This window comes from Pseudomonas sp. GM79, from assembly GCF_000282495.1.
In the GTDB taxonomy this organism is placed as follows: Bacteria; Pseudomonadota; Gammaproteobacteria; order Pseudomonadales; family Pseudomonadaceae; genus Aquipseudomonas.
The window spans coordinates 1-22683 of sequence record NZ_AKJE01000024.1 but is presented as its reverse complement, the minus strand read 5'-3'; the positions used below and the strand labels follow the sequence as shown (position 1 = coordinate 22683).

Below are 22683 nucleotides of genomic sequence, written 5' to 3'. Positions count from 1 at the left end.
TGTACGGTTGTTTTGCCATTACTCGCGCAGGGATCGCGCGGACCGCAGCACTCCAGGGAGGGAGATAACATGCATCAGCAAGGTTTCAGCCTGATCGAACTGCTTATGGGACTGACAATTGTCGGGATTGTTCTGCTGTTGGTCAGTCCGGCGTTCGCCGCACTGACAGAATCGAACCATCGAGAACAGGCGGCGCAGTCGATTGTCAGTGGTATGCGTAATGCCAGAACCGCTGCCATCACACGCAATCAGAGTGTGGTGATACACGGAATCAACGGCGACTGGGGCCAGGGTTGGCGGATCATTCTGGATGTCAGCGGCAAAGGCCCGGAGGACAGCAGCAATCCGCTGCTGATTGAGAACGCGAGTAGCACCCGGGTGCCGATTGTCGGCAATTGGGCGGTCAGGCGTTTCGTGCGTTTCAGTAGTCTGGGCGAACCGTTGATGCCCGGACGGGCCTTTCAAGCGGGGACATTGCACCTATGCGCAAGCCACGAACCGGTGAGTCAGCTCCAGGTGGTACTGGCCCGGACCGGCCGCGTAAGCCTGCGCAGCGATAAAACTGAACAGGCGCTGTGCGCTAAGAAAAAAAGCGTTAAAGCAAAGAGCGCACGCGCAACTCTTTAGGCATGGAGAAGGTGATGTTCTCTTCACGCCCGGCCAACTCATCGGCCCCGGTGGCACCCCAAGCCTGCAACTGCTGGATCACGCCACGCACCAATACTTCCGGAGCGGAGGCACCAGCGGTGATGCCAATACGCTCGACACCATCGAACCAGCTCTTTTGCAGGTCTTCGGCGCCGTCGATCAGATAGGCCGGGGTGGCCATGCGTTCAGCCAGTTCACGCAGGCGATTGGAGTTGGAGCTGTTCGGGCTGCCGACCACCAGCACCACGTCGCATTCGTCTGCCAGCTGCTTGACGGCATCCTGACGGTTTTGCGTGGCGTAGCAGATATCGTCCTTGCGCGGGCCGCCGATCGCCGGGAACCGAGTACGCAGGGCGTCGATCACGCGACTGGTATCGTCCATGGACAGGGTGGTCTGGGTGACGAAGGCCAGTCTTTCAGGGTTGTTTACCTGCAGCTCGGCGACATCTTTCTCGTCCTCGACCAGATAGATCGCGCCACCATTGCTGCCATCGTACTGGCCCATGGTGCCTTCTACTTCCGGATGGCCGGCATGGCCAATGAGGATGCATTCACGACCGTCGCGGCTGTAACGCGCGACTTCGATGTGTACCTTGGTCACCAGCGGGCAGGTAGCGTCGAACACCTTCAGGCCACGGCCTGCGGCTTCGGTACGCACGGCCTGGGAAACGCCATGGGCGCTGAAGATCACGATCACGTCGTCCGGTACCTGATCCAGCTCTTCAACGAAGATCGCCCCACGGGCGCGCAGGTCTTCGACGACGAATTTGTTGTGGACCACTTCGTGGCGCACGTAGATCGGCGGCCCGAAGACTTCCAGGGCGCGGTTGACGATTTCGATCGCCCGGTCCACACCGGCGCAGAAGCCACGGGGGTTGGCGAGTTTGATTTGCATGCTGTGCCTCGTGTCTTGCGCGCAAGAAATAGTAATGCCACCTGTCATTCGAACACCGGGCTCGAAAACAGTGAAAATCTTAATGTGGGAGCGGGCTCGCTCGCGAAAGCGTCATCACATGTAACATCAATGTCGACTGACACACCGCTTTCGCGAGCAAGCCCGCTCCCACATTGGACCGAGTTCGGTCAGTTACAGCGCTTTGACGTTGAAGATCTCGACGTCAAAGGTCAAGGTTTTACCGGCCAGCGGGTGGTTGAAGTCGATGGTCACTTGGGCGTCATCGAATTCTTTCACCACACCGGGCAGCTCAGTATTGGCCGCATCGTTGAAGATCACCAGCAAGCCAGGCGACAGCTCCATATCCTTGAACTGCGAGCGCGGGATGATCTGTACGTTTTGCGGGTTCGGCTGACCAAAGGCGTTTTCCGGCTCAATGGTCAGGGTGCGTTTGTCGCCGGCCTTGAAGCCGAACAGCGCGGCTTCGAAACCTGGCAACAGGCTGCCGTCGCCAACCTTGAAGGTCGCCGGGGCTTTGTCGAAGGTACTGTCGACGGTGTCGCCGTTCTCCAGGCGCAACGCAAAGTGCAAGGTGACTTCCGTGTTCTGGCCAATGCGTTGCTCAGCCAATACCTGTTCAGTCATGAACGGTTTCTCCGGTCTTTTTACTTTTGAACATATCCAGCGCAAGCATCACGGCACCGACAGAAATTGCACTGTCGGCAAAGTTGAATGCCGGGAAATACCAGCGGTTCTGCCAATGCACCAGAATGAAATCGATCACATGGCCCAAGGCAATGCGGTCGTACAGGTTACCCAGCGCGCCACCCAGCACCAGCGCCAAGGCGACTGCCAGCCAGGTTTCGTTGCGCCCCAGGCGCTTGAGCCAGACTACCAGCACCGCACTGACCACCACCGCGATCAGGGCGAACAGCCAGCGCTGCCAACCCGAGCTGTCAGCCAGGAAACTGAACGCCGCGCCAGTGTTGTAGGCCAGGGTCCAGCTGAAGTAATCGGGGATCACCACGATTTGCTGGTACATGCTCAGCGAGCCTTCGAAGTAGAACTTGCTGGCCTGGTCGATGACCAGGACCAGCAAACTCAACCAGAGCCAGCTCAGCCGTCCGAAACGGCCAACGGCATTAGGCATAGTGACGAACCTCGCCAGCGCCGCTGATGTTGTCGACGCAACGACCGCAGATTTCCGGATGCTCCGGGTTCACGCCGACGTCTTCACGGCAGTGCCAGCAACGGGCGCACTTGGCATGGCTCGACTTGACCACTTTGAGCTTCAGGCCGCCGACTTCGGTGACCACCGCGTCTGCCGGAGCCTGCACGAACGGTGCAACGGTGGCAGTCGAGGTAATCAACACGAAGCGCAGTTCGTTGCTCAGCTTGGCCAGATCGGCGCTCAGCGCGTCTTCGGCGAACAGCGTCACTTCGGCTTGCAGGTTGCCACCGACGGCCTTGGCCGCACGCTGGATCTCCATTTCCTTGTTGACCGCCACCTTCACCGCCATGATCCGCTCCCAGTAGGCGCGGTCCAGCTCGAAGCCTTCCGGCAATTCGGTCAGGCCTTCGTACCAGGTGTTGAGCATCACAGACTCGTTACGCTCGCCCGGCAGGTACTGCCACAGCTCGTCGGCGGTGAACGCCAGGATTGGCGCGATCCAGCGCACCAGCGCTTCGCTGATGTGGTACAGCGCGGTTTGCGCCGAACGACGGGCCTTGCTGTTGGCGCCAGTGGTGTACTGACGGTCCTTGATGATGTCGAGGTAGAAACCACCCAGCTCCTGCACGCAGAAGTTGTGGATCTTGGAGTAGACGTTCCAGAAGCGGTATTCGCCGTAGTGCTCTTGCAGCTCGCGTTGCAGCAGCAGGGTGCGATCCACGGCCCAACGGTCCAGCGCCAGCATTTCTTCGGCCGGCAGGATGTCGGTGGCCGGGTTGAAACCGGTCAGGTTGGAAAGCAGGAAGCGCGCGGTGTTACGGATGCGCCGGTAGGCGTCCGCACTGCGTTGCAGGATCTGCTCGGAAACCGCCATTTCACCCGAGTAGTCGGTAGAAGCGACCCACAGACGCATGATATCGGCGCCCAAGGTGTCGTTGACCTTCTGCGGCGCGATCACGTTGCCCAAAGACTTGGACATTTTGCGGCCGGACTCGTCGACGGTGAAACCGTGGGTCAGCAGCTCGCGGTACGGGGCGTGGTCGTCGATGGCACAACCGGTCAGCAACGACGAGTGGAACCAGCCGCGGTGTTGGTCCGAACCTTCCAGGTACAGGTCGGCGCGTGGACCGGTCTCGTGGCCCATCGAGTGCGAGCCGCGCAGGACGTGCCAGTGCGTGGTGCCCGAGTCGAACCAGACGTCCAGGGTGTCGCTGATCTTGTCGTACAGCGGCGCTTCTTCACCGAGCAACTCGGCGGCGTCCATCTTGAACCAGGCTTCGATGCCTTCGACTTCGACGCGCTGGGCAACGATTTCCATCAGTTCGACAGTGCGTGGGTGCAGCTCGCCGCTTTCCTTGTTCAGGAAGAACGGGATCGGCACGCCCCAGTTGCGCTGACGGGAGATGCACCAGTCAGGACGGTTGGCGATCATCGAGTGCAGACGCGCCTGGCCCCAGGCCGGAACGAATTTTGTCTCTTCGATGGCTTTGATCGCCCGCTTGCGCAGGGTTTCGCCGGTTGCAGGCTCTTTGTCCATGCCGATGAACCACTGCGCGGTGGCGCGGTAGATCAGCGGGGTCTTGTGACGCCAGCAGTGCATGTAGCTGTGTTCAATGGTTTCGGTGTGCAGCAGCGAGCCGACTTCCGACAGTTTGTCGACGATGGCCGGGTTGGCCTTCCAGATGAACTGGCCGCCGAAAAACTCCAGCGACGTCGCGTACACGCCGTTGCTTTGCACCGGATTGAGGATGTCATCGTTGACCATGCCATAGGCTTTACAGGTCACGAAGTCGTCTACGCCGTAGGCTGGCGAGGAGTGAACCACACCGGTGCCCGCGCCCAGTTCGACGTATTCGGCCAGGTAAACCGGCGACAGACGATCGTAGAAGGGGTGACGGAAGTTGATCAGTTCCAGTGCTTTACCGGTGGTGGTCGCAATGACCGAACCTTCCAGGCTGTAGCGGGCCAGGCACGACTCGACCAGCTCTTCAGCCAGCACCAGCAGTTTGTCGCCGACGTCGACCAGGGCGTAGTTGAACTCTGGGTGAACGTTCAGCGCCTGGTTGGCCGGGATGGTCCACGGGGTGGTGGTCCAGATCACGATCGAAGCAGGTTTGCCCAGCGATGGCAGACCGAACGCGGCAGCCAGTTTGGCTTCGTCAGCAATCGGGAACGCCACGTCGATGGTCGCGGATTTTTTGTTCTCGTACTCGACTTCCGCTTCAGCCAGGGCCGAACCACAGTCAAAGCACCAGTTCACAGGCTTCAGGCCCTTGAACACGAAGCCACCCTTGACGATTTCCGCCAGGGCGCGGATTTCACCGGCCTCGTTTTTGAAGTCCATGGTTTTGTACGGGTTGGCGAAATCGCCCAACACGCCCAGACGGATGAATTCGGACTTCTGGCCTTCGATCTGCTCGGTGGCGTAGGCACGGCACAGTTCACGGGTTTTGTCCGCGCCCAGGTTCTTGCCGTGGGTCACTTCGACTTTGTGCTCGATCGGCAGGCCGTGGCAGTCCCAGCCCGGAACATAAGGCGCGTCGAAACCCGACAGGGTTTTCGAGCGGATGATCATGTCCTTGAGAATCTTGTTCAGCGCATGACCGATGTGAATCGTGCCGTTGGCGTACGGAGGACCGTCGTGAAGTACGAACTTCGGACGATCCTTGCCAATCTCGCGCAACTTACCGTACAGGCCAATGCTGTCCCAGCGCTGCAGAATCTGCGGTTCGCGCTGAGGCAGGCCGGCCTTCATTGGGAAGGCGGTGTCCGGAAGGTTTAGCGTGGCTTTATAGTCGGTCATTTAAGGCTCTTCATTAGCGATTGGCGCTAGGTGCGACAGGGCACGGGCGGCGGCGACATCCGCATTGATCGCCGTCTTAAGCGCCTCCAGAGAGGCGAAACGCTGCTCTTCACGCAGCTTGTGGTGGAAAACCACCGTCAAACGCCGGTCATACAGATCGCCGGCAAAATCTAAAAGATGTACTTCAAGGTGGGCTTTGCCATCACCTTGGACCGTTGGCCGCACGCCGATATTGGCGACGCCTGGCCAGGTCTTGCCGTCGATGTCGACGTTGACCAGATAAACCCCGGACAGCGGCACACGACGACGCTTGAGTTGTATGTTGGCGGTCGGCGTACCGAGCTGGCGCGCAAGCTTCTGGCCATGCAGGACCCGCCCGGCAATCCGGTACGGACGACCGAGCAGCCGCTCGGCCAAGGCAAAATCGGCAGCGGCCAGGGCGTTACGCACCTGAGTGCTGCTGACACGAATGCCGTCCAGCACAACGGTCTGCGCCGCTTCGACGGTAAACCCCTGAAGGACGCCGGCCTGTTGCAGGAAATCGAAATCCCCTAGCCGGTCACAGCCGAAACGGAAATCGTCGCCGACCTCCAGATGCTGCACGCCGAGGCCGTCCACCAGAATAGTATCGACGAATTCGTTGGCGCTGAGTTTGCTCAGGCGCTGATTGAACGCCAGGCACAGCACCCGGTCGACGCCCTCTTCGGCCAGCAGCTGCAGTTTGTCCCGCAAGCGGGCCAGACGGGCCGGGGCGGTGTCCGGGGCGAAGAATTCTCGCGGCTGCGGCTCAAAAATCACCACGCAGCTGGGCACGCCCAACTCGAGCGCACGCTCACGCAGCCGGGCCAGGATAGCCTGGTGACCACGGTGAACACCGTCAAAGTTGCCAATAGTGGCGACACAGCCCCGATGCTGGGGGCGCAGGTTGTGGAGGCCTCGAACCAGCTGCATAACGCGCTTCTTGCTCATAAAGTGGTCGATTATAACCACACCCGGCGGCCGACGACAGGCAACACCGTAACCCAAAGTGATCGAGCCGACAAAACTGCCGGCCCGCCCGTGTTTATCGAGACAAAAGCCTCAGTTCAAGGCCTTGCGATTGAAGTCGCGCAAACGGAAGCCCATCAACAGCAACATGCCGAAATAGACCGCCACGCCGGCGATCACCAATGCGCCCAGACGCAGCAAACGCTCCAGCATATGCCCTTCCGCCCAGGCGGGCATAAAGTGCATTGCGCCCAGCAATACCGCGGACATCACCGAAACCGCCACCAACAATTTGAGCCCGAACTTCGCCCAGCCCGGCTGCGGCTGATACATCTGCTGCTTGCGCAACTGATAGAACAACAGTCCGGCATTGATGCAGGCGCCCGCGCTGATGGCCAGAGCCAGACCAGCATGAGCCAGCGGACCGATCAGCACCAGGTTGAAAAGCTGAGTGACGATCAGGGTGAAAATCGCGATTTTTACCGGAGTCCGGATGTTTTGTTGCGCATAAAAGCCTGGCGCCAGCACTTTGATCACGATAATCCCCAGCAAACCGACGGAATAGGCAATCAACGCGCGCTGAGTCATGGCCGCATCGAATGCGCTGAATTGGCCGTACTGGAACAACGAAACCGTCAGCGGCTCAGCCAGAATCCCCAGCGCCAGGGCGCACGGTAATACCAGCATGAAGCACAGGCGCAGCCCCCAATCGAGGATCCGCGAGTATTCGTGGCGATCCTGGCTGGCATAAGTCCTGGCCAGGGTCGGCAGCAGAATCGTGCCCAGTGCCACACCCAGCACACCGGATGGCAATTCCATCAGGCGATCGGCGTAATACATCCAAGAAACGGAACCGGCCACCAGAAACGAAGCAAATATGGTGTTGATGATCAGCGAAATCTGGCTCACCGAAACGCCGATGATCGCTGGCAACATCTGCTTCATGACCCGCCAGACACCGCTATCGCGCAGACTCAGGCGCGGCAGCACCAACATGCCGATCTTCTTCAGGTGCGGCAGTTGAAACAGCAACTGAGCCAGACCACCTACCAGAACGGCCCAGCCCAGCGCCATTACCGGCGGATCGAAATACGGCGTCAGGAACACCGCAAAGACGATCATGCTGACATTGAGCAGGGTCGGCACGAAGGCCGGGACCGAGAAGCGGTTCCAGGTATTGAGGATCGCGCCGGCCAATGAAGACAGGGAGATCAGCAATATATAAGGAAAAGTGACCCGCAGCAGATCGGTGGTCAGCTCGAATTTTTCCGGGGTCGTGACGAAACCCGGCGCCGTAGCCCAGATGACCCAAGGCGCAGCGAGCATGCCCAGCGCGGTGACCAGCGCCAGCACCAGCGTCAGCAGGCCCGAGACGTAGGCAATGAAGGTTCGCGTCGCCTCCTCGCCCTTCTGGCTTTTATATTCGGCGAGAATCGGCACGAACGCCTGGGAAAATGCTCCCTCAGCGAAGATTCGCCGCAGCAGATTGGGCAGTTTGAAGGCGATAAAGAAGGCGTCGGTCGCCATTCCCGCACCAAATGCGCGAGCGATAAGGGTGTCGCGAACGAACCCCAACACCCGGGAAACCATCGTGATAGAGCTGACAGCGGCCAACGATTTGAGCAGATTCATTGAAAGAGTTTTTGCCTGTCGATAAACAGCAGGCGAACAACGCGCCCACTTATGCGATACTCCGCGCCGCAACAGCACAGAGCCAAAGCTCGCGAGTTTACAGGTCGCACGCCGGAAAGAAATATCCCGGCGCTCTATACCTGCCACTTAGCGGATCGTCTCAACCGCCCTTGACAAGACATCAACTCATCGGCATGATTCGCGGCCTATTTTGTTTGCTATTTCCTAAAAAGTCTTTCGAGGAGCTCGACGGTGGCCAACACACCTTCCGCCAAAAAACGTGCAAAACAGGCTGAGAAGCGTCGCAGCCACAACGCCAGCCTGCGTTCCATGGTTCGTACCTACATCAAGAATGTAGTTAAGGCCATCGACGCAAAAGACGCTGCCAAAGCTCAAGCTGCTTACGTTCTGGCTGTGCCAGTTATCGACCGTATGGCCGATAAAGGCATCATCCACAAGAACAAAGCTGCTCGTCATAAGAGCCGCCTGAATGGCCACGTAAAGGCCCTGAACGTTGCCGCTGCTGCCTAAGCGACACGCTCATTAAAAAACCGACCTCAGGGTCGGTTTTTTATTGCCTGCGATTTGGCAAACACCACGCAAAAAAAATGTGGGAGCGAGCTTGCTCGCGAAGGCGGCGTAACAGTCAACATAGATGCTGAATGTCAGCCAGTCTTCGCGAGCAAGCCCGCTCCCACATTTTGATCCTTGCTAGCTTATTGAGCGTGTGCCCACGGCAAAATCGGAATCGCCGTCACCGCATTCTGCGGACTGCCCTCGATCAAACGATCGCTATAAACCAGGTACACCAGCGTATTGCGCTTCTTATCGAGGAATCGCACCACTTGCATGGTCTTGAACACCAGGGACGTGCGCTCCTTGAACACCTCCTCGCCATCCTTGAGCTCACCCTTGAAGTTGATCGGCCCGACCTGACGGCACGCAATAGAAGCTTCAGCGCGATCCTCGGCCAGACCTAACCCACCCTTTACCCCGCCAGTCTTGGCGCGCGACAGGTAGCAAGTCACGCCATCCACTTTCGGATCATCAAACGCCTCGACAACGATACGGTCGTTCGGGCCGACGAACTTGAACACCGTCGACACCTGGCCAATTTCATCAGCCGAAGCCAACAGCGGCATCGCCAACAACAAGCCCAATAATCCTTTTGCCACACGCATTCAGGTATTCCTTCAGACCAGAATCAGGTTATCGCGGTGAACCAGTTCCGGCTCCGCCATGTAACCCAGCAGACCGACAATCGCCTCAGACGACTGACCGATGATTTTTTGTGCTTCCAGAGCACTGTAGTTAGCCAGGCCACGGGCAATTTCACGACCGTCCGGCGCCACGCAGACCACCATTTCGCCGCGACGGAAACTGCCCTGGACCAGTTTGACGCCCACCGGCAGCAAACTTTTATTGCCCTGGGACAACGCCGTCACCGCCCCCGCATCCAGCACCAGCGTGCCGCGGGTTTGCAGATGCCCGGCCAGCCACTGCTTACGCGCCGCCAGCATGCCGCGCTCAGGTGACAACAAGGTACCGATGCGCTCGCCAGCCTTGAGACGATCCAGCACGCGATCAATGCGCCCGCCGACAATGATGGTGTGCGCACCGGAACGCGCCGCCAGACGCGCAGCGCGCAACTTGGTCTGCATGCCGCCACGACCCAGCGCACCGCCCGTGCTGCCAGCCACCGCATCCAGTGCCGGATCATCGGCACGCGCCTCGTAAATCAGCTTGGCATCGGGATTGTTGCGCGGATCAGCGTCGAACATGCCGTCGCGATCGGTGAGGATCACCAGCAAATCAGCTTCAACCAGATTCGCCACCAACGCTGCCAACGTGTCGTTGTCGCCGAAACGGATTTCGTCAGTGACCACGGTGTCGTTCTCGTTGATCACCGGGATCACCTTGAGCTCGACCAGCGCGCGCAAGGTACTGCGAGCGTTCAGGTAGCGCTTGCGGTCGGACAAATCGTCGTGAGTCAGGAGAATCTGCGCGGTATGTCGGCCATGCTCGGCGAAGCTCGACTCCCAAGCCTGCACCAACCCCATCTGACCGATGGCGGCAGCGGCCTGCAACTCGTGCATTGCACTGGGTCGTACAGTCCAGCCCAAGCGGCTCATACCCGCCGCCACTGCCCCGGAGGACACCAGCACCAGCTCAACTCCCGCCTCGTGCAGGGCAACCATCTGTTCGACCCAGACACCCATTGCCGCGCGATCCAGGCCTTTGCCGTCCGCCGTCAGCAAAGCGCTGCCGATCTTCACGACCCAACGCTGCGCACCTGTCACCTTGCTCCGCATCATCTTCAACCTTAGCTTGAGGACAGCACGACCCAGCGCTGCCCGTAACGTTATTCGTGACTACCGATTTCCAGATACTAAAACGCCGCTCTAGTGAGCGGCGCTTAAGTTTATCGCAACGAATCAGTCACGCACGTAAATGATTTCCGGACCGTCTTCGTCATCCACATCTTCTTCGTCCCAATCGTCGTCACCGATGTCATGAACCGACTTCACGCCACTGCGACGCAGGGCACGCTGATCGTCCAGCGCCTGCAGCTGGGCACGCGCTTCATCTTCGATACGCTGATCGAGCTCGGCCAGCTCTTCCTTGTAGGCCGGGTCGTTAGCCAGACGATCGGCACGATCTTCCAGGTAACGCATGATGTCATGGCAAAGACGCTCGGTGCCTTGCTTGGCAATCGCGGAGATCACGTAGACCGGACCGGTCCACTCCAGACGATCAACGATTTCCTTGACGCGAGCATCGTGCTCTTCTTCAAGGATCTGGTCGCATTTGTTCAGCACCAGCCAGCGATCACGCTCAGCCAGGGACGGACTGAACTTGGTCAGCTCGCTGACGATCACTTCAGCGGCATCCGGAGCACTGGTGTCATCCAGCGGCGCCATGTCGACGAGGTGCAGCAGCAGACGGGTACGCGACAAGTGCTTGAGGAAACGAATCCCCAGGCCTGCGCCGTCGGAAGCACCTTCGATCAGACCCGGAATGTCCGCCACCACGAAGCTTTTCCAGCGATCGACGCTGACCACACCCAGGTTTGGCACCAGAGTGGTGAACGGGTAGTCGGCGACTTTCGGCTTGGCGGCCGATACCGAGCGAATAAAGGTACTTTTGCCGGCGTTCGGCAAACCGAGCAGACCGACGTCCGCCAACACCTTCATTTCCAGTTTCAGGTCGCGCTGCTCACCCGGTTTGCCCGGCGTGGTCTGGCGCGGCGCCCGGTTGGTGCTGGATTTGAAACGAGTATTACCCAGACCGTGCCAGCCACCATGAGCCACCAACAGACGCTGGCCGGCCTTGGTCAAGTCGCCGATCACTTCCTGAGTCGCGGAATCGATAACGGTAGTGCCAACTGGAACGCGCAGCACCAGCTCCTCACCTTTCTTGCCGGTGCAGTCAGTGCTGCCGCCGTTGGAACCACGCTCGGCATCGAAGTGCCGGGTGTAACGGTAGTCCACCAGGGTGTTGAGGTTTTCGTCGGCGACCATGTAGACCGAGCCGCCATCACCACCATCACCGCCGTTCGGGCCGCCGTTTTCAATGAATTTTTCGCGACGGAAGCTCATGCAACCGTTGCCGCCGTCCCCGGCCTTTACTCGAATCGATACTTCATCAACAAACTTCATAACAAAACGCCTCTCGCCATACGGACGAGCCGAAAAAACCTAGACATAAGACTCTTGCAAAAATGAGCGCAGCGACCTCAATCAACGACCGCCAATACAGCGCTGGAGCCCATCACAAACAGCTTTGCAAGAGACTCACCCCACAAACGAAAAAGCCCCGTCGCAAGACAGGGCTTTTCCAGCAACTACGTAATTATGCCGCGACGACGTCAGTCTTCGGGACAATGCTTACGTAACGACGACCGAAGGCGCCTTTTACTTCGAACTTGATCACGCCGTCGATTTTAGCGAACAGAGTGTGATCTTTGCCCATGCCAACGCCGTAGCCAGCGTGGAATTGGGTGCCGCGCTGACGCACGATGATGTTGCCCGGAATGATAACCTGGCCGCCATACATCTTCACGCCAAGGCGTTTGGCTTCTGAGTCGCGACCGTTACGGGTACTACCACCAGCTTTTTTGTGTGCCATGAGTTCAATTCTCCTAGTGAGGAATTAGGCTGAAATTAAGCCTGAATACCGGTGATTTTGATCTCGGTGTACCACTGGCGGTGGCCCATACGCTTCATGTGGTGCTTACGACGACGGAACTTGATGATGCGGACTTTATCGTGACGACCTTGGGAGATCACTTCAGCCACAACGGTAGCGCCAGGAACAACTGGAGCGCCGATATTCACGTCGTCGCCATTGGCAACCAACAGAACGCGATCAAAAGTAACGGATTCGCCGGTAGCAATTTCCAGTTTTTCGATCTTCAGGTATTCACCTGGAGCAACTTTGTACTGCTTGCCACCAGTAACGATTACTGCATAAGACATGGTATTTCTCCGATAATCCTGCTCACCCAGCTCTTTATAAGAAGAGGTATTGGCTGGCATGGCTGCATAAGGCTGGAAGGCCTGTTTGCAATTGCGTAAGGCAGGTGCTGCCCAGGAAGTTCAGGGTGCGCGATTGTACGCAAGCTGCTTGAGCGTTGCAAGTGGTCGTCTATCGTGCCTTGACACCCGCCGACGTGGGTCCTAGCATGCCGCGCAACCCTTCTGGAGCAACTGTCGCTGATGCAACCCCAAGCTTTCTACCGCGCGGTGGCGGACGATTTTAGCGCCGTCGACGGCATCATCAAGAAACAGCTGACTTCCCGAGTGCCGCTGGTATCGAAAATCGGCGACTACATTACCTCGGCCGGCGGTAAACGCCTGCGCCCGTTGCTCGTGCTGCTGTGCGGCAAGGCACTCGGCCGCGAAGGCGATGACCTGCGTCTGTTGGCCGCGACCATCGAGTTCCTGCACACCGCCACCCTGCTGCACGACGACGTCGTCGACATGTCCGGCATGCGCCGTGGCCGCTCGACCGCCAACGCCATGTGGGGCAATGCACCAAGCGTGCTGGTGGGCGACTTCCTGTATTCGCGCTCTTTCGAAATGATGGTCGAACTGGGCTCCATGCCGGTGATGAAGATCCTTTCGCAAGCCACGCGCATCATCGCTGAAGGCGAAGTGTTGCAGCTGTCGAAGGTCCGCGACGCCAGCACCACCGAAGAAACCTACATGGAAGTCATCCGCGGCAAAACCGCGATGCTCTTCGAAGCCTCGACCCACAGTGCCGCCGCTCTGGCCGGTGCCTCGCCAGAACAGAGCGAAGCACTGCGCACCTTCGGCGATCACCTGGGGGTGGCCTTCCAATTGGTCGACGACCTGCTGGATTATCGTGGCGACGCCGAAACCCTGGGCAAGAACGTCGGCGACGATCTGGCCGAAGGTAAACCGACGCTGCCGCTGATCTACACCATGCGCGAAGGCACTCCGGAGCAGGCCGCACTGGTTCGTCGGGCGATCCAGAAAGGTGGCATCGAAGATCTGGAAAGCATTCGCGAAGCTGTTGAAGCTTCCGGTTCGCTGGATTACACCGCGCAACTGGCCCGCGATTATGTGGCCCGTGCGATCAAGTGCCTCGACGCCCTGCCCGCCAGCGAATACCGCGATGCGCTGGTTGAGTTGAGTGAGTTCGCAGTCGCCCGCACGCATTAAGATCAAAAGATCGCAGCCTTCGGCAGCTCCTACAGGTGTCCACAAAACCCTGTAGGAGCTGCCGAAGGCTGCGATCTTTTGCTTTCAGCTCCCTGCGCCTGAAAAACCCTATACAATGTGCGCTTTTTAGCGATCCTGAATCCAAGGAGCCTTAGTGAGCACGCTGCCACCCTGCCCAAAATGCAATTCCGAGTACACCTACGAAGACGGCACCCAGCTGATCTGCCCCGAGTGCGCCCACGAATGGTCCGCCAGCGGTGAAGCCGAAGCGGCGTCCGATGACACAGTGAAAAAGGATTCGGTCGGCAATGTCCTGCAGGACGGCGATACCATCACCGTGATCAAGGACCTCAAGGTCAAAGGCACATCGTTGGTGGTCAAGGTCGGCACCAAGGTCAAGAACATCCGCCTGTGCGATGGCGACCACGACATCGACTGCAAGATCGATGGCATCGGCCCGATGAAACTCAAATCCGAGTTCGTCAGAAAAGTCTGAATCTGCTGCATTCCATCCCGCGCCCGGCGCGGGATGGTGCTTCGCCCTTCCCCGCATCACCCAGCATTCCCGCGCAATAGCCAAACGCCATTCGTTTTGACACCCAGCCATTTCCCCACAGAAAAAAACACAAACCGCCAATAGGCCCTTGCTATTTGATGAATAAGAATTATTCTCATTGAAACCCATCAAAGGAGATGAGACTCATGACTTATTTGATCGATGCCTGGCTGGACCGCCCACACCCCTACCTCAGAATCCTGCATCGGGAAACCGGGGAAGTTTGTGCGGTGCTTGAAGAAGAAGCCTTGAACGAGCTGCAGGATCAGGGTGATCTGGACGTCAACGGTTTAAGTTCCAGCGAGCCGGTGGTGCTCAAGGAACTGGTGCGCAATCTGTTTCTGTTCTGCTATGCCCGGGCGTTGCGCCCGACGAATGAGCTGCACAACAAGATTGAACTATGAAAATGCAACATGTCGGAGCGAGCCCTGTGGGGGCGGGCTTGCTCGCGAAGAGGTCATGACATTCAACATCATCGCTGAATGACACACCGCATTCGCGAGCAAGCCCGCTCCCACATGACCGAGCCCGTTCCGACACTCAGGTCTTACAGAACGTCGAGCAGTTCGACGTCGAATACCAGTACGCTGTGCGGCGGAATGCTGCCAACGCCTTGAGCGCCGTAAGCCAGTTCGCTCGGCACGTACAGACGCCATTTGCTGCCGGCGTTCATCAGTTGCAGGGCTTCGGTCCAGCCAGCGATAACGCCGCCTACCGGGAATTCTGCAGGCTGACCACGATCGTAGGAGCTGTCGAACACAGTGCCGTCGATCAGGGTGCCGTGGTAGTGAGTGCGCACTTGGTCTTCACGGGTCGGCTTGGCGCCTTCACCTTGAGTCAGCACTTCGAATTGCAGGCCGGAAGCCAGAGTGGTGATGCCTTCGCGCTTGGCGTTTTCCGCCAGGAAAGCCAGGCCTTCGCCAGCAGCGGCTTCAGCCTTGGCTGCAGCTTCGGCTTGCATGATTTCGCGGATAACCTTGAAGCTGGCGGACATTTCTTCCTGACCCACACGGCTTGGCTTGCCGGCGAACGCGTCGGTCAGGCCAGCCAGGATTGCGTCCAGGCTAACGCCCGGTGGCGGATTGTCACGCAGCTGGTCGCCCAACTGACGGCCAATGCCGTAGCTGACGCGGGTTTCATCGGTGGACAGATTTACTTCGGACATGACACTGCTCCGTTGTGCGGACGGCCCTGGAACTTGCCGTGCATGCACAGCGCATCCCGGAGCGCCCGGAATCAAAAGGGCGAGCAGACTAGCACAGATGCCGTCACGTTGATGAGCCGTGTCGGGCCTGTCACGCGGAACGGAAAGTGATCGGTACTTTCAGGCTTTCCTCGGTGCTGGCACCGCACATTTCATCCTGAACCGAGGTATGCACGACGTTGAACGACAACTTGGGAAAGGCATGAAGCACTTCACGCGCATGCTCGACCGAGCGCAGATGCAATATCTCGCCGTGCGCATCGCGCAATGGATGCCCCGCGCCATGCATCCGTGCCTCCAGCACGTAAAACACGCCTTCCATCGAGATCAGGTTCAGCTCATCGACCTTTCCGGCGACGGCATACGCATTCAACTCTTGCAGGTTCATGAGCGCACCTCAGGCAGTGGCGAGCCAGGACCTCTACATGGATATGCCTCGGCGGACCAAAGTACAAGCCACAGACGACACCACCCGTCTGTTTCACAAAACTGTGGGAGCGTGGCTTGCCCGCGATGGCATTACCGCGGTTTATCGTCAGACCGAGGTGATGCTATCGCGGGCAAGCCACGCTCCCACAAGGATCAGTCGATCAGTGCTTGGTCAGCTTGTCCAGATAGCCCATGGCAAACGCCGACACCACGAAGGTCATGTGAATGACCACGTACCACTTCAAATGCTCGGGATCGACGTTCTTGGCGTCCATGAAGATCCGTAGCAGGTGGATGGACGAAATCGCCACGATGGACGCCGCGACCTTCATCTTCAACGAAGACGAATCCATGGTGCCTAGCCAGTTGAGCTTTTCCTTGCTGTCGTCGATATCCAGCTGAGAAACGAAGTTCTCGTAACCGGAGATCATCACCATCACCAACAAGCCGCCCACCAGCGCCATGTCGATCAGCGACAGCAGGACCAGAATCAGATCCGACTCGGCCATCGAGAACACGTTAGGGATGACGTGGAAGACTTCCTGGAAGAATTTCAGTGCCAACGCCAGCAAGCCCAGGGACAAACCGAAATAGATCGGCGCCAGTAACCAACGGGAGGCGTACATTGCATTTTCGATAAAGCGTTCCATTGAATCTCACACAAGGGGCTGGAAATGGCGGCGAGTATAACAGCCACCTGTTACACCCAGAAACCGCCGGAAAATCCGTAACCTGCGTGTGTGTGACAAAGTTTTTCTGCTAGTGTCCAGATGATTGACAGGTCAGCGACGTCGGACAGGAAGACTGGAAATGGATGTGCGATTGCCGTTAACGAGTGCCGGGCTTTGCTTCGCATTGTTGCTCGGTGGCTGCTCACCCAGCGATGAGAAACGCCAGGTCAGCCTCGAAGAAAAGATCGCACAGTTCGAACAATCCCTGGAGACGATCGAGGACCCCAAACTCAAGGATGCCGTGGCCGAGCTAGGCGGTTCCCTATTGTTACTCGAGCGCGCACAACTCAAACTCGACACCAAACCAGTGGTCACCGAATACGGCGAAGACGCCCTCGCCGTGCTCAAGCACTACCCCACACCCCAGGCCTTGGTCGACACCTACATTAACGGTCTGTTCGTGTTACACAAGGAGTCCAGCTCGGATTACCTGACCGATCTGCAACCGGTATTCCCCTTCAACTTCAACATTCCGGGCGCGTTCCTTTTTCCTCATGGCCTGGAATGGCAATCGGTGACCCTGAGCAACAAGCGCGTCATCGCGTTTCAGCCGGAATGGTCGGAAACCGATCCCGGCATCCAGCTGAGCCCGTCGAGCTCCAACCTGACCCACCCCGATGATTTGACGGTGACCTACCCCTTCATCGAAGGCCTGGAAGTGGACAAGAAGAGCCAACCACAACCGGTGAGCCTGCAAGGCAAGGTGGAAGTCATCTCCCCGCGCCGGCTCTACAGCTTCGATCTGACGAAAAAGGACGTCGGCCAGACTCGCACTAACGACAATCTCAGTGTCACCTTATTGAAACTGGGCAATAACTACGCCGAAATCGAATTCAGTAACAGCGCGCCGCTGGCCCCCGAGGTACGTGACATATCACTCACCCCATTGATCGTTCAGGCCAGGGACGCCACCGGGCAATTCCTCTCTCGTTCAGGTGCGATCAACGAAACCGCCGCCCAAATTGCGTTTTATCAAAAACAACTGGCGCAGATGCAACTGCAGAAGGCGTGGAGCGAAGCGTTCGAAAAACAGCTCGATGACGAGCAGCGTGCGTTTGAAAAGCAACAAACCCGGCATTACACCAAGGTCTACTTCAATGGACCGATCGACACCATCGAAGTCAGCTTGCTGGACTTCTCGGCGGTCACGGTGACCCACAAGGACCTGAACCTGCCGATACGCCGCTTCGACCCGCACACCACGAAAAAAACCATCCAGCCGCTGACCTTGCCGGTGGTGGTGTATGACGACCAGGCTGCGACTTGGCTCAAGGGCGCAACGTTGAGCGAGGAGCAACTGAAAAAAAGCATCAGCATCAGTCAGTCGGTCGATGACCCAAGTGCCGCCCGCATCGAATTCAATCACCCCAGAAGCTTCAATGACGAATTGCTCGGCACCTCTTTCAATCCCGGCGAAAGCCCGGTGACGTTCTTTATCCAAGACCGCAATGACCAGCGCGATGGGCCGATAGAGCTGCCGCCGGAGGCGTATGAGGTCGATCCGATCCGCGGCGCCATCACCTATGATCTGAACCTGTTTCCGCAAACACCGGCCTACGCCGTGGGCTCCATGCCGCACTTTCTGGCGACTATCGACCAGCAAACATACGACGCCCGCCAGTTGCCCAAAGGCCTGGAATTCAAAGGGAATGCGTTGGTGGTTGATTTGAAACTGTTTCCCGCCCAGGACTGGCGTTTTTTCGCCAAGGACGACAGCGGCAATTATTTGAAAGAGATTCTGTCGGTCAGTCACGACGCGAGCGCACAAGGCCCGGCGTTATTTGCAGTGCATTACTTCTATGGCCAGCCCACACGCCTGGAAACTTATCAGCGAACGAACCTCACCACCGTGCAATATGGGTTTGAGGTCAAACTCGACAAGGCTGAGCCAGGCAGCCTTGATCAATAGCCTGTTCAGTGCTCGGGCCGAAACTCGGGTCCGCTAAGGTTGCGGTAACGACCACCATTGATCTCTCGCAACTGGGCTTGCAGATGCAGGCACCAGATTTGCGGGTCGTCGGCCAGCTCGTAACCATGCAAGGTCAGACTTTCAACGATGGTGTCGAGGATCGATTCCGCCACGACCGGCCCACGGAACGGGCCTTGGGCCTTGATGGCAGAAGGCTGCTCGCCGGCCATTCCGGCGGCGAAGAGCAAGGTCCACATGCCCGTATCTCCCGCCAGCGGGCGGATAGCACATTCGATACGGGTCACAAGGCCCAGGCATTGACGGGTGAGACAGAGGTTGCGCGACATGGCGGCGACCCTCGGTAGATCCGGTATTCAGCCTCCACGGGAAGGCTGTCTCGATCCAGTGATTACTGTCGATATCCTTGAGCAGATAATAGAAGAAAAGTCTGGCTCGCACGCGAACCAGAATCAGAAGGTGCCGAGTGGTCGCTGCGTGAATATTGACGCCATTTCGATGGCGCTCTTTTGCATTGAATACAGTCTGCAAAACACTACAGAACCTGTGGGAGCGGGCTTGCTCGCGAAGATGGCATAACAGTCGACATTGATGTTGAATGTTAGTCAGTCTTCGCGAGCAAGCCCGCTCCCACACGGGGGATTGTGTCAGGCCGGTTTGATTTCCAGCATCGCTTCCTGCGCCAACTCCTTTTCGGCTTCCTTGAGGTCTTCCTCGCTGATCATTTCCGCAATCACCCGCAAGCGTTCCACTACCCGCGCGTTGATGCTGCCTTCAGGGAATGCGCCATTCTCATCCGGCGCACCGGCCGGCTCGCCGACCAACAGGCTCAGAGCCTCGTCGGCCTGGCGCACCGCGTAGACATGGAACTGCCCCGCGCGTACCGCCGCCAGCACCTTCTCGTCGAGCATCAGCGTGGCAACGTTGGCCTGAGGAATGATCGCCCCTTGCTCCCCCGTCAAACCACGGGCTTCGCAGAGCCGGAAGAAACCTTCGATCTTCTCGTTGACCCCACCCACCGCCTGCACTTCACCGAACTGGTTGATCGAACCGGTAATCGCGAAACACTGCTTGAGCGGGGTTTTCGACAAGGCCGAGATCAGCGTGCATGCCTCCCCCAGAGACGCGCTGTCACCGTCGACATAACCGTAGGACTGCTCCAGGGCGATACTCGCGGAAATCGCCAGCGGAAATTCCTGGGCATAACGGCTGCCCAGATACCCGGTAAGGATCATCACGCCTTTGGAGTGAATCGGCTGACCGAGGTTGACCTCGCGCTCGATGTCGACGATGCCGCTGCCGCCCGGATAAACCGTGGCGGAAATCCGCGCCGGTATCCCGAAGGCCGAATCGCCGACTTCCAGTACCGTCAGCCCGTTGCACTTGCCAACCGCCGCGCCATCGGTGTCGATCAGGATGATCCCGGCCAGCATGTCATCGAGAATCCGCGCCGAAACACGCCCGGTACGGGTGGCCTTGGCCTTGAGCGCACGCTCGATGTGCCCGGCGTCAGTCATGTCGTCGCCCGCCAGGTCGCGAATGAAATCCGCCTCGCTGACCAGCTGGAACAGATCGCCGATCCGCGCCGACAATCGCCCCTGGTGCTCCGCCAGACGCGCGCTGTAAGTCGCCAGACGCGCCACCGCATCGGCGGTCAGCGGCGCCATGCCTTCCTCGGACGTACGGGTTTTGAGCAACTGGGCGAACTGCTCCAGGCTCTCGTCGACCATCGGGATGTCTTCATCGAAATCCACCAGGACACGAAACATCTCCTGGAAGTCCGGATCGAGGTCTTGCAGCGTGTAATACAACTGCCGGGCGCCGATGATCACGACTTTGACCTGCAACGGAATGTGTTGCGGTGTCAGCGTCACAGTGGCCAGACGGCCCAGCTCGCCCAGCGGCGATTCCATTTTCAGCTTGCGCGATTGCAGGGCGCGTTTGAGCGCATCCCAGACGAAAGGCTCGCTGAGCATTTTTTCCGCTTCGAGGATCAGAAAACCGCCGTTGGCCCGGTGCAGCGCACCCGGTCGCAGCTGCCGATAGGTGGTGTAGAGCGCGCCTTGGTCGGTGCTGTATTCGATGCGACCGAACAGGTTGTCGTAGGTCGGGTGCGGTTCGAAGACCACTGGCGCACCGCCGCTGAACGGATGACCGACCACCAGGCTCGGGGCGTATTGCTCTTCGAGCAATTTGCGGGCGATGGCGTCGGTCTTGCTGTCGTCCACCAGTTGCTCGACCACCGTCTTGAGCAGGTACACCTGCATCGCTTGCAGGTAACCGCAAACGCCTGCGTTTTCCGCGTACTTTTCCGACAGCGGAGCGAGCAATGGCTGCAAGGCCAGGGTGATGGTTTCTTCGTTGAGCTGACGCAGTTGATTGCTCGACTCGCGCTTCCATTGCGGCAGGCTGGCGAGTTCTTCGTTCAACCGCTCTTCCAGCCCGGAAATGTCGTCATGAAAACGTTCGCGCTCGGCTTCCGGCAACTGGGCGAATTCCGCCTCATCCAGTGCCTTGCCTTCGCTCATCGGGGTGAAGGCGATGTTGCTGCTGTCGCGGTACAGCGCGACCTCTTTCTCCAGCGCCAGACGCTCGATCACATCCAGTGCACGGTCATAACGCTGATTGAAAGCGCGGTCGATGGCGCTTTTCTTCTGCTGGTAGGACGGGTGCTCGAACACCGCCGGAAAGGTCGCCAGCAGGTTGTCGATCAAGCCGTTGATATCACCGATGAAGGCACCGGCGGTGCCCGACGGCAATTCCAACGCACGAGGCTCGCGTGGCTCATCGAAATTATTGACGTAAACCCAGTCCGCCGGGGTCTGCAGGCGCTTGCCTTCGGCCTTGAGGTAGCGTTTGACGAACGAAAACCGGCCGGTGCCGGGCTCGCCCATGACGAATACGTTATAACCGGGGCGTGGCATGGCCACACCGAACTGCAAGGCTTCAACCGCACGTTCCTGGCCAAGCACACCGCGGAAGGGCTCCAGATCATTGGTGGTAGAGAAGCTGAACTGTTCAGCGGAAAACGGACGGGTCAGCGCTTCAGGCGCTAGACGCAAGCTGGCAGCAACAGGATCAGGCATCGGGCTTCCTTACATCAGGCGGGGCAGATAGCGGCATTCTGGCGCTGCCCGTACCTCACTGGCAAGGCGCACCTCAAGCCAAAGCCTGGACAATCCCTCAGTCTCGGGCCGAAGGGGTCAAAATCAATGTTTTCAGGGAATGTTTCGCAAAAAGTAACGGAACCCCCGGAACCTGCCTAAACTCCAAGCTGCGCGGCTGGATGATAACCGGCCCACTGGCACCATTAGGGGCCAGCACCCTTGTCCATTGGTATGCACACAAAGAGAACATAGCTATGAAACGGATTCTTCTCGGTACTCTCTTCACCGCTGTATCCATCAACGCCATGGCTCAGGCGCCAGGCGGTCCGGACTGCGGTTGGGGCAACATGCTGTTCGAAGGTCAGCGTGGCACCCCGGCACACTTCCTGGCATCCACCACTAACGGCACTTCCGGTAACGCAACGTTCGGTATGACCTCCGGCACCAACGGTTGCTCGACTAATGCATCGCTGACCTATGGCGGCAAATCCTGGATCGCCATGAATGGCATGATGAACGAGTTGTCCGAAGACATGGCCAAAGGTCAGGGCGAAGCGCTGACCACTTACGCCGTGGTACTGGGCGTGGCGCCGGAAGACCGTGCGCATTTCGCCGCTGTGACTCATCAGCACTTCCAGCAAATCTTCAGCAAAGCTGACGTGACCGCTGATGACGTGCATACCAACACCCTGGCCGTGCTGAAAAGCGACCCTCGTCTGGCCAAGTACGCTACTCAAGCTTAATCTCGACCGGCCCGCTCCTTTCGGGGAGCGGGTTTTGTTTTTTGGACCTGGCCCTTTTGGTCTGCCCCTTTGGGTAATACCAGTCAGTTAAGGTGCGAAACCTGTGGGAGCGGGCTTGCTCGCGAAGGCGATGTGTCAGGCAACATCAATGTTGACTGTGCCG

24 protein-coding genes are annotated in these 22683 nt (G+C 58.5%); 8 read left to right on the top strand and 16 right to left on the bottom strand.

The features are described 5' to 3' along the window. The first annotated feature begins 69 nt into the window (after positions 1-69). Positions 70-627 carry a GspH/FimT family pseudopilin gene (locus PMI36_RS24740; protein ID WP_008068410.1) on the top strand — a complete coding sequence of 186 codons (558 nt, stop codon included), beginning with the start codon at positions 70-72 and terminating at the stop codon, positions 625-627. Here the strand turns inward: PMI36_RS24740 and ispH are convergent. The 6 genes from ispH to murJ form a co-directional block, all read right to left on the bottom strand. Next, positions 596-1543: a 4-hydroxy-3-methylbut-2-enyl diphosphate reductase gene (gene ispH, locus PMI36_RS24745; protein ID WP_007901894.1), complete on the bottom strand. Its 948-nt coding sequence runs from the start codon at positions 1541-1543 to the stop codon at positions 596-598. The two genes, PMI36_RS24740 and ispH, sit on opposite strands and share 32 nt — an antisense overlap. A gap of 192 nt (positions 1544-1735) precedes the next feature. Then, a complete protein-coding gene (fkpB, locus tag PMI36_RS24750) occupies positions 1736-2173 on the bottom strand; it encodes an FKBP-type peptidyl-prolyl cis-trans isomerase (RefSeq protein ID WP_176466970.1) in 438 nt (145 codons plus the stop codon). A 7-nt stretch (positions 2174-2180) separates the two neighbouring features. Then, positions 2181-2693, bottom strand: coding sequence for a signal peptidase II (gene lspA, locus PMI36_RS24755; RefSeq protein ID WP_007901890.1), 513 nt, complete (start codon positions 2691-2693; stop codon positions 2181-2183). Then, positions 2686-5517: an isoleucine--tRNA ligase gene (gene ileS, locus PMI36_RS24760; protein WP_008068405.1), complete on the bottom strand. Its 2832-nt coding sequence runs from the start codon at positions 5515-5517 to the stop codon at positions 2686-2688. Before ileS ends, lspA begins: the two co-directional genes overlap by 8 nt. After that, positions 5518-6468 (bottom strand): bifunctional riboflavin kinase/FAD synthetase, encoded by a 951-nt coding sequence (gene ribF / locus PMI36_RS24765; RefSeq protein ID WP_008068404.1) that lies wholly within the window; start codon positions 6466-6468, stop codon positions 5518-5520. A 129-nt stretch (positions 6469-6597) separates the two neighbouring features. After that, positions 6598-8136, bottom strand: a complete 1539-nt coding sequence (gene murJ / locus PMI36_RS24770; RefSeq protein WP_008068401.1) for a murein biosynthesis integral membrane protein MurJ — start codon at positions 8134-8136, stop codon at positions 6598-6600. Positions 8137-8388: 252 nt separating this feature from the next. Between murJ and rpsT the strand changes: the two genes are divergently transcribed. After that, positions 8389-8667 (top strand): 30S ribosomal protein S20, encoded by a 279-nt coding sequence (gene rpsT, locus PMI36_RS24775; RefSeq protein WP_007901883.1) that lies wholly within the window; start codon positions 8389-8391, stop codon positions 8665-8667. Positions 8668-8852: 185 nt separating this feature from the next. Here rpsT and PMI36_RS24780 read toward each other — a convergent pair whose 3' ends face one another. The 5 genes from PMI36_RS24780 to rplU all read right to left on the bottom strand — a co-directional run bounded on the left by PMI36_RS24780 (position 8853) and on the right by rplU (position 12614). Next, a complete protein-coding gene (locus PMI36_RS24780; RefSeq protein ID WP_008068400.1) occupies positions 8853-9317 on the bottom strand; it encodes a CreA family protein in 465 nt (154 codons plus the stop codon). Positions 9318-9329: 12 nt separating this feature from the next. Next, complete coding sequence (proB, locus tag PMI36_RS24785) at positions 9330-10448, bottom strand: glutamate 5-kinase (protein WP_032830120.1); 1119 nt, start codon at positions 10446-10448, stop codon at positions 9330-9332. A 123-nt stretch (positions 10449-10571) separates the two neighbouring features. After that, entirely contained in the window at positions 10572-11795 is a 1224-nt protein-coding gene (cgtA, locus tag PMI36_RS24790) for an Obg family GTPase CgtA (RefSeq protein ID WP_007901876.1), read from the bottom strand. A gap of 193 nt (positions 11796-11988) precedes the next feature. Continuing rightward, positions 11989-12264 (bottom strand): 50S ribosomal protein L27, encoded by a 276-nt coding sequence (rpmA, locus tag PMI36_RS24795; RefSeq protein WP_007901871.1) that lies wholly within the window; start codon positions 12262-12264, stop codon positions 11989-11991. Between the two features lie 35 nt (positions 12265-12299). Next, positions 12300-12614, bottom strand: coding sequence for a 50S ribosomal protein L21 (gene rplU / locus PMI36_RS24800; RefSeq protein WP_007901869.1), 315 nt, complete (start codon positions 12612-12614; stop codon positions 12300-12302). Between the two features lie 240 nt (positions 12615-12854). Between rplU and PMI36_RS24805 the strand changes: the two genes are divergently transcribed. From PMI36_RS24805 to PMI36_RS24815, 3 genes are all read left to right on the top strand, one after another. Further along, the gene (locus PMI36_RS24805) at positions 12855-13823 is read left to right on the top strand and encodes a polyprenyl synthetase family protein (RefSeq protein WP_008008687.1); all 969 of its coding nucleotides are present in this window, start codon (positions 12855-12857) and stop codon (positions 13821-13823) included. 154 nt (positions 13824-13977) lie between these two features. Next, a complete protein-coding gene (locus PMI36_RS24810; RefSeq protein ID WP_007970912.1) occupies positions 13978-14319 on the top strand; it encodes a zinc ribbon domain-containing protein YjdM in 342 nt (113 codons plus the stop codon). A 206-nt stretch (positions 14320-14525) separates the two neighbouring features. Then, positions 14526-14783 (top strand): PA4570 family protein, encoded by a 258-nt coding sequence (locus PMI36_RS24815; RefSeq protein WP_008068398.1) that lies wholly within the window; start codon positions 14526-14528, stop codon positions 14781-14783. Between the two features lie 143 nt (positions 14784-14926). Here the strand turns inward: PMI36_RS24815 and PMI36_RS24820 are convergent, their stop codons facing one another. The 3 genes from PMI36_RS24820 to PMI36_RS24830 all read right to left on the bottom strand — a co-directional run bounded on the left by PMI36_RS24820 (position 14927) and on the right by PMI36_RS24830 (position 16662). Further along, complete coding sequence (locus PMI36_RS24820; RefSeq protein ID WP_007901858.1) at positions 14927-15544, bottom strand: FKBP-type peptidyl-prolyl cis-trans isomerase; 618 nt, start codon at positions 15542-15544, stop codon at positions 14927-14929. Between the two features lie 130 nt (positions 15545-15674). After that, the gene (locus PMI36_RS24825; RefSeq protein WP_007901853.1) at positions 15675-15971 is read right to left on the bottom strand and encodes a DUF6482 family protein; all 297 of its coding nucleotides are present in this window, start codon (positions 15969-15971) and stop codon (positions 15675-15677) included. Between the two features lie 202 nt (positions 15972-16173). Beyond that, positions 16174-16662, bottom strand: a complete 489-nt coding sequence (locus PMI36_RS24830; protein ID WP_007901849.1) for a TIGR00645 family protein — start codon at positions 16660-16662, stop codon at positions 16174-16176. A 160-nt stretch (positions 16663-16822) separates the two neighbouring features. On the opposite strand from PMI36_RS24830, the gene PMI36_RS24835 reads away from it, so the two are divergent. Then, a complete protein-coding gene (locus tag PMI36_RS24835; RefSeq protein ID WP_008068397.1) occupies positions 16823-18652 on the top strand; it encodes a hypothetical protein in 1830 nt (609 codons plus the stop codon). A gap of 5 nt (positions 18653-18657) precedes the next feature. Here the strand turns inward: PMI36_RS24835 and PMI36_RS24840 are convergent, their stop codons facing one another. Next, positions 18658-18999: a PA4575 family protein gene (locus tag PMI36_RS24840; RefSeq protein WP_007901845.1), complete on the bottom strand. Its 342-nt coding sequence runs from the start codon at positions 18997-18999 to the stop codon at positions 18658-18660. On the opposite strand from PMI36_RS24840, the gene PMI36_RS0129380 reads away from it, so the two are divergent. Beyond that, complete coding sequence (locus PMI36_RS0129380) at positions 18998-19249, top strand: hypothetical protein (protein ID WP_032830119.1); 252 nt, start codon at positions 18998-19000, stop codon at positions 19247-19249. The genes PMI36_RS24840 and PMI36_RS0129380 overlap by 2 nt on opposite strands. Positions 19250-19317: 68 nt before the next feature. Here the strand turns inward: PMI36_RS0129380 and PMI36_RS24845 are convergent, their stop codons facing one another. Beyond that, the gene (locus tag PMI36_RS24845) at positions 19318-21756 is read right to left on the bottom strand and encodes a Lon protease family protein (RefSeq protein ID WP_008068396.1); all 2439 of its coding nucleotides are present in this window, start codon (positions 21754-21756) and stop codon (positions 19318-19320) included. Positions 21757-22031: 275 nt separating this feature from the next. Between PMI36_RS24845 and PMI36_RS24850 the strand changes: the two genes are divergently transcribed. Beyond that, positions 22032-22520: a DUF3015 domain-containing protein gene (locus tag PMI36_RS24850; protein WP_007901840.1), complete on the top strand. Its 489-nt coding sequence runs from the start codon at positions 22032-22034 to the stop codon at positions 22518-22520. Positions 22521-22683: the final 163 nt, after the last annotated feature.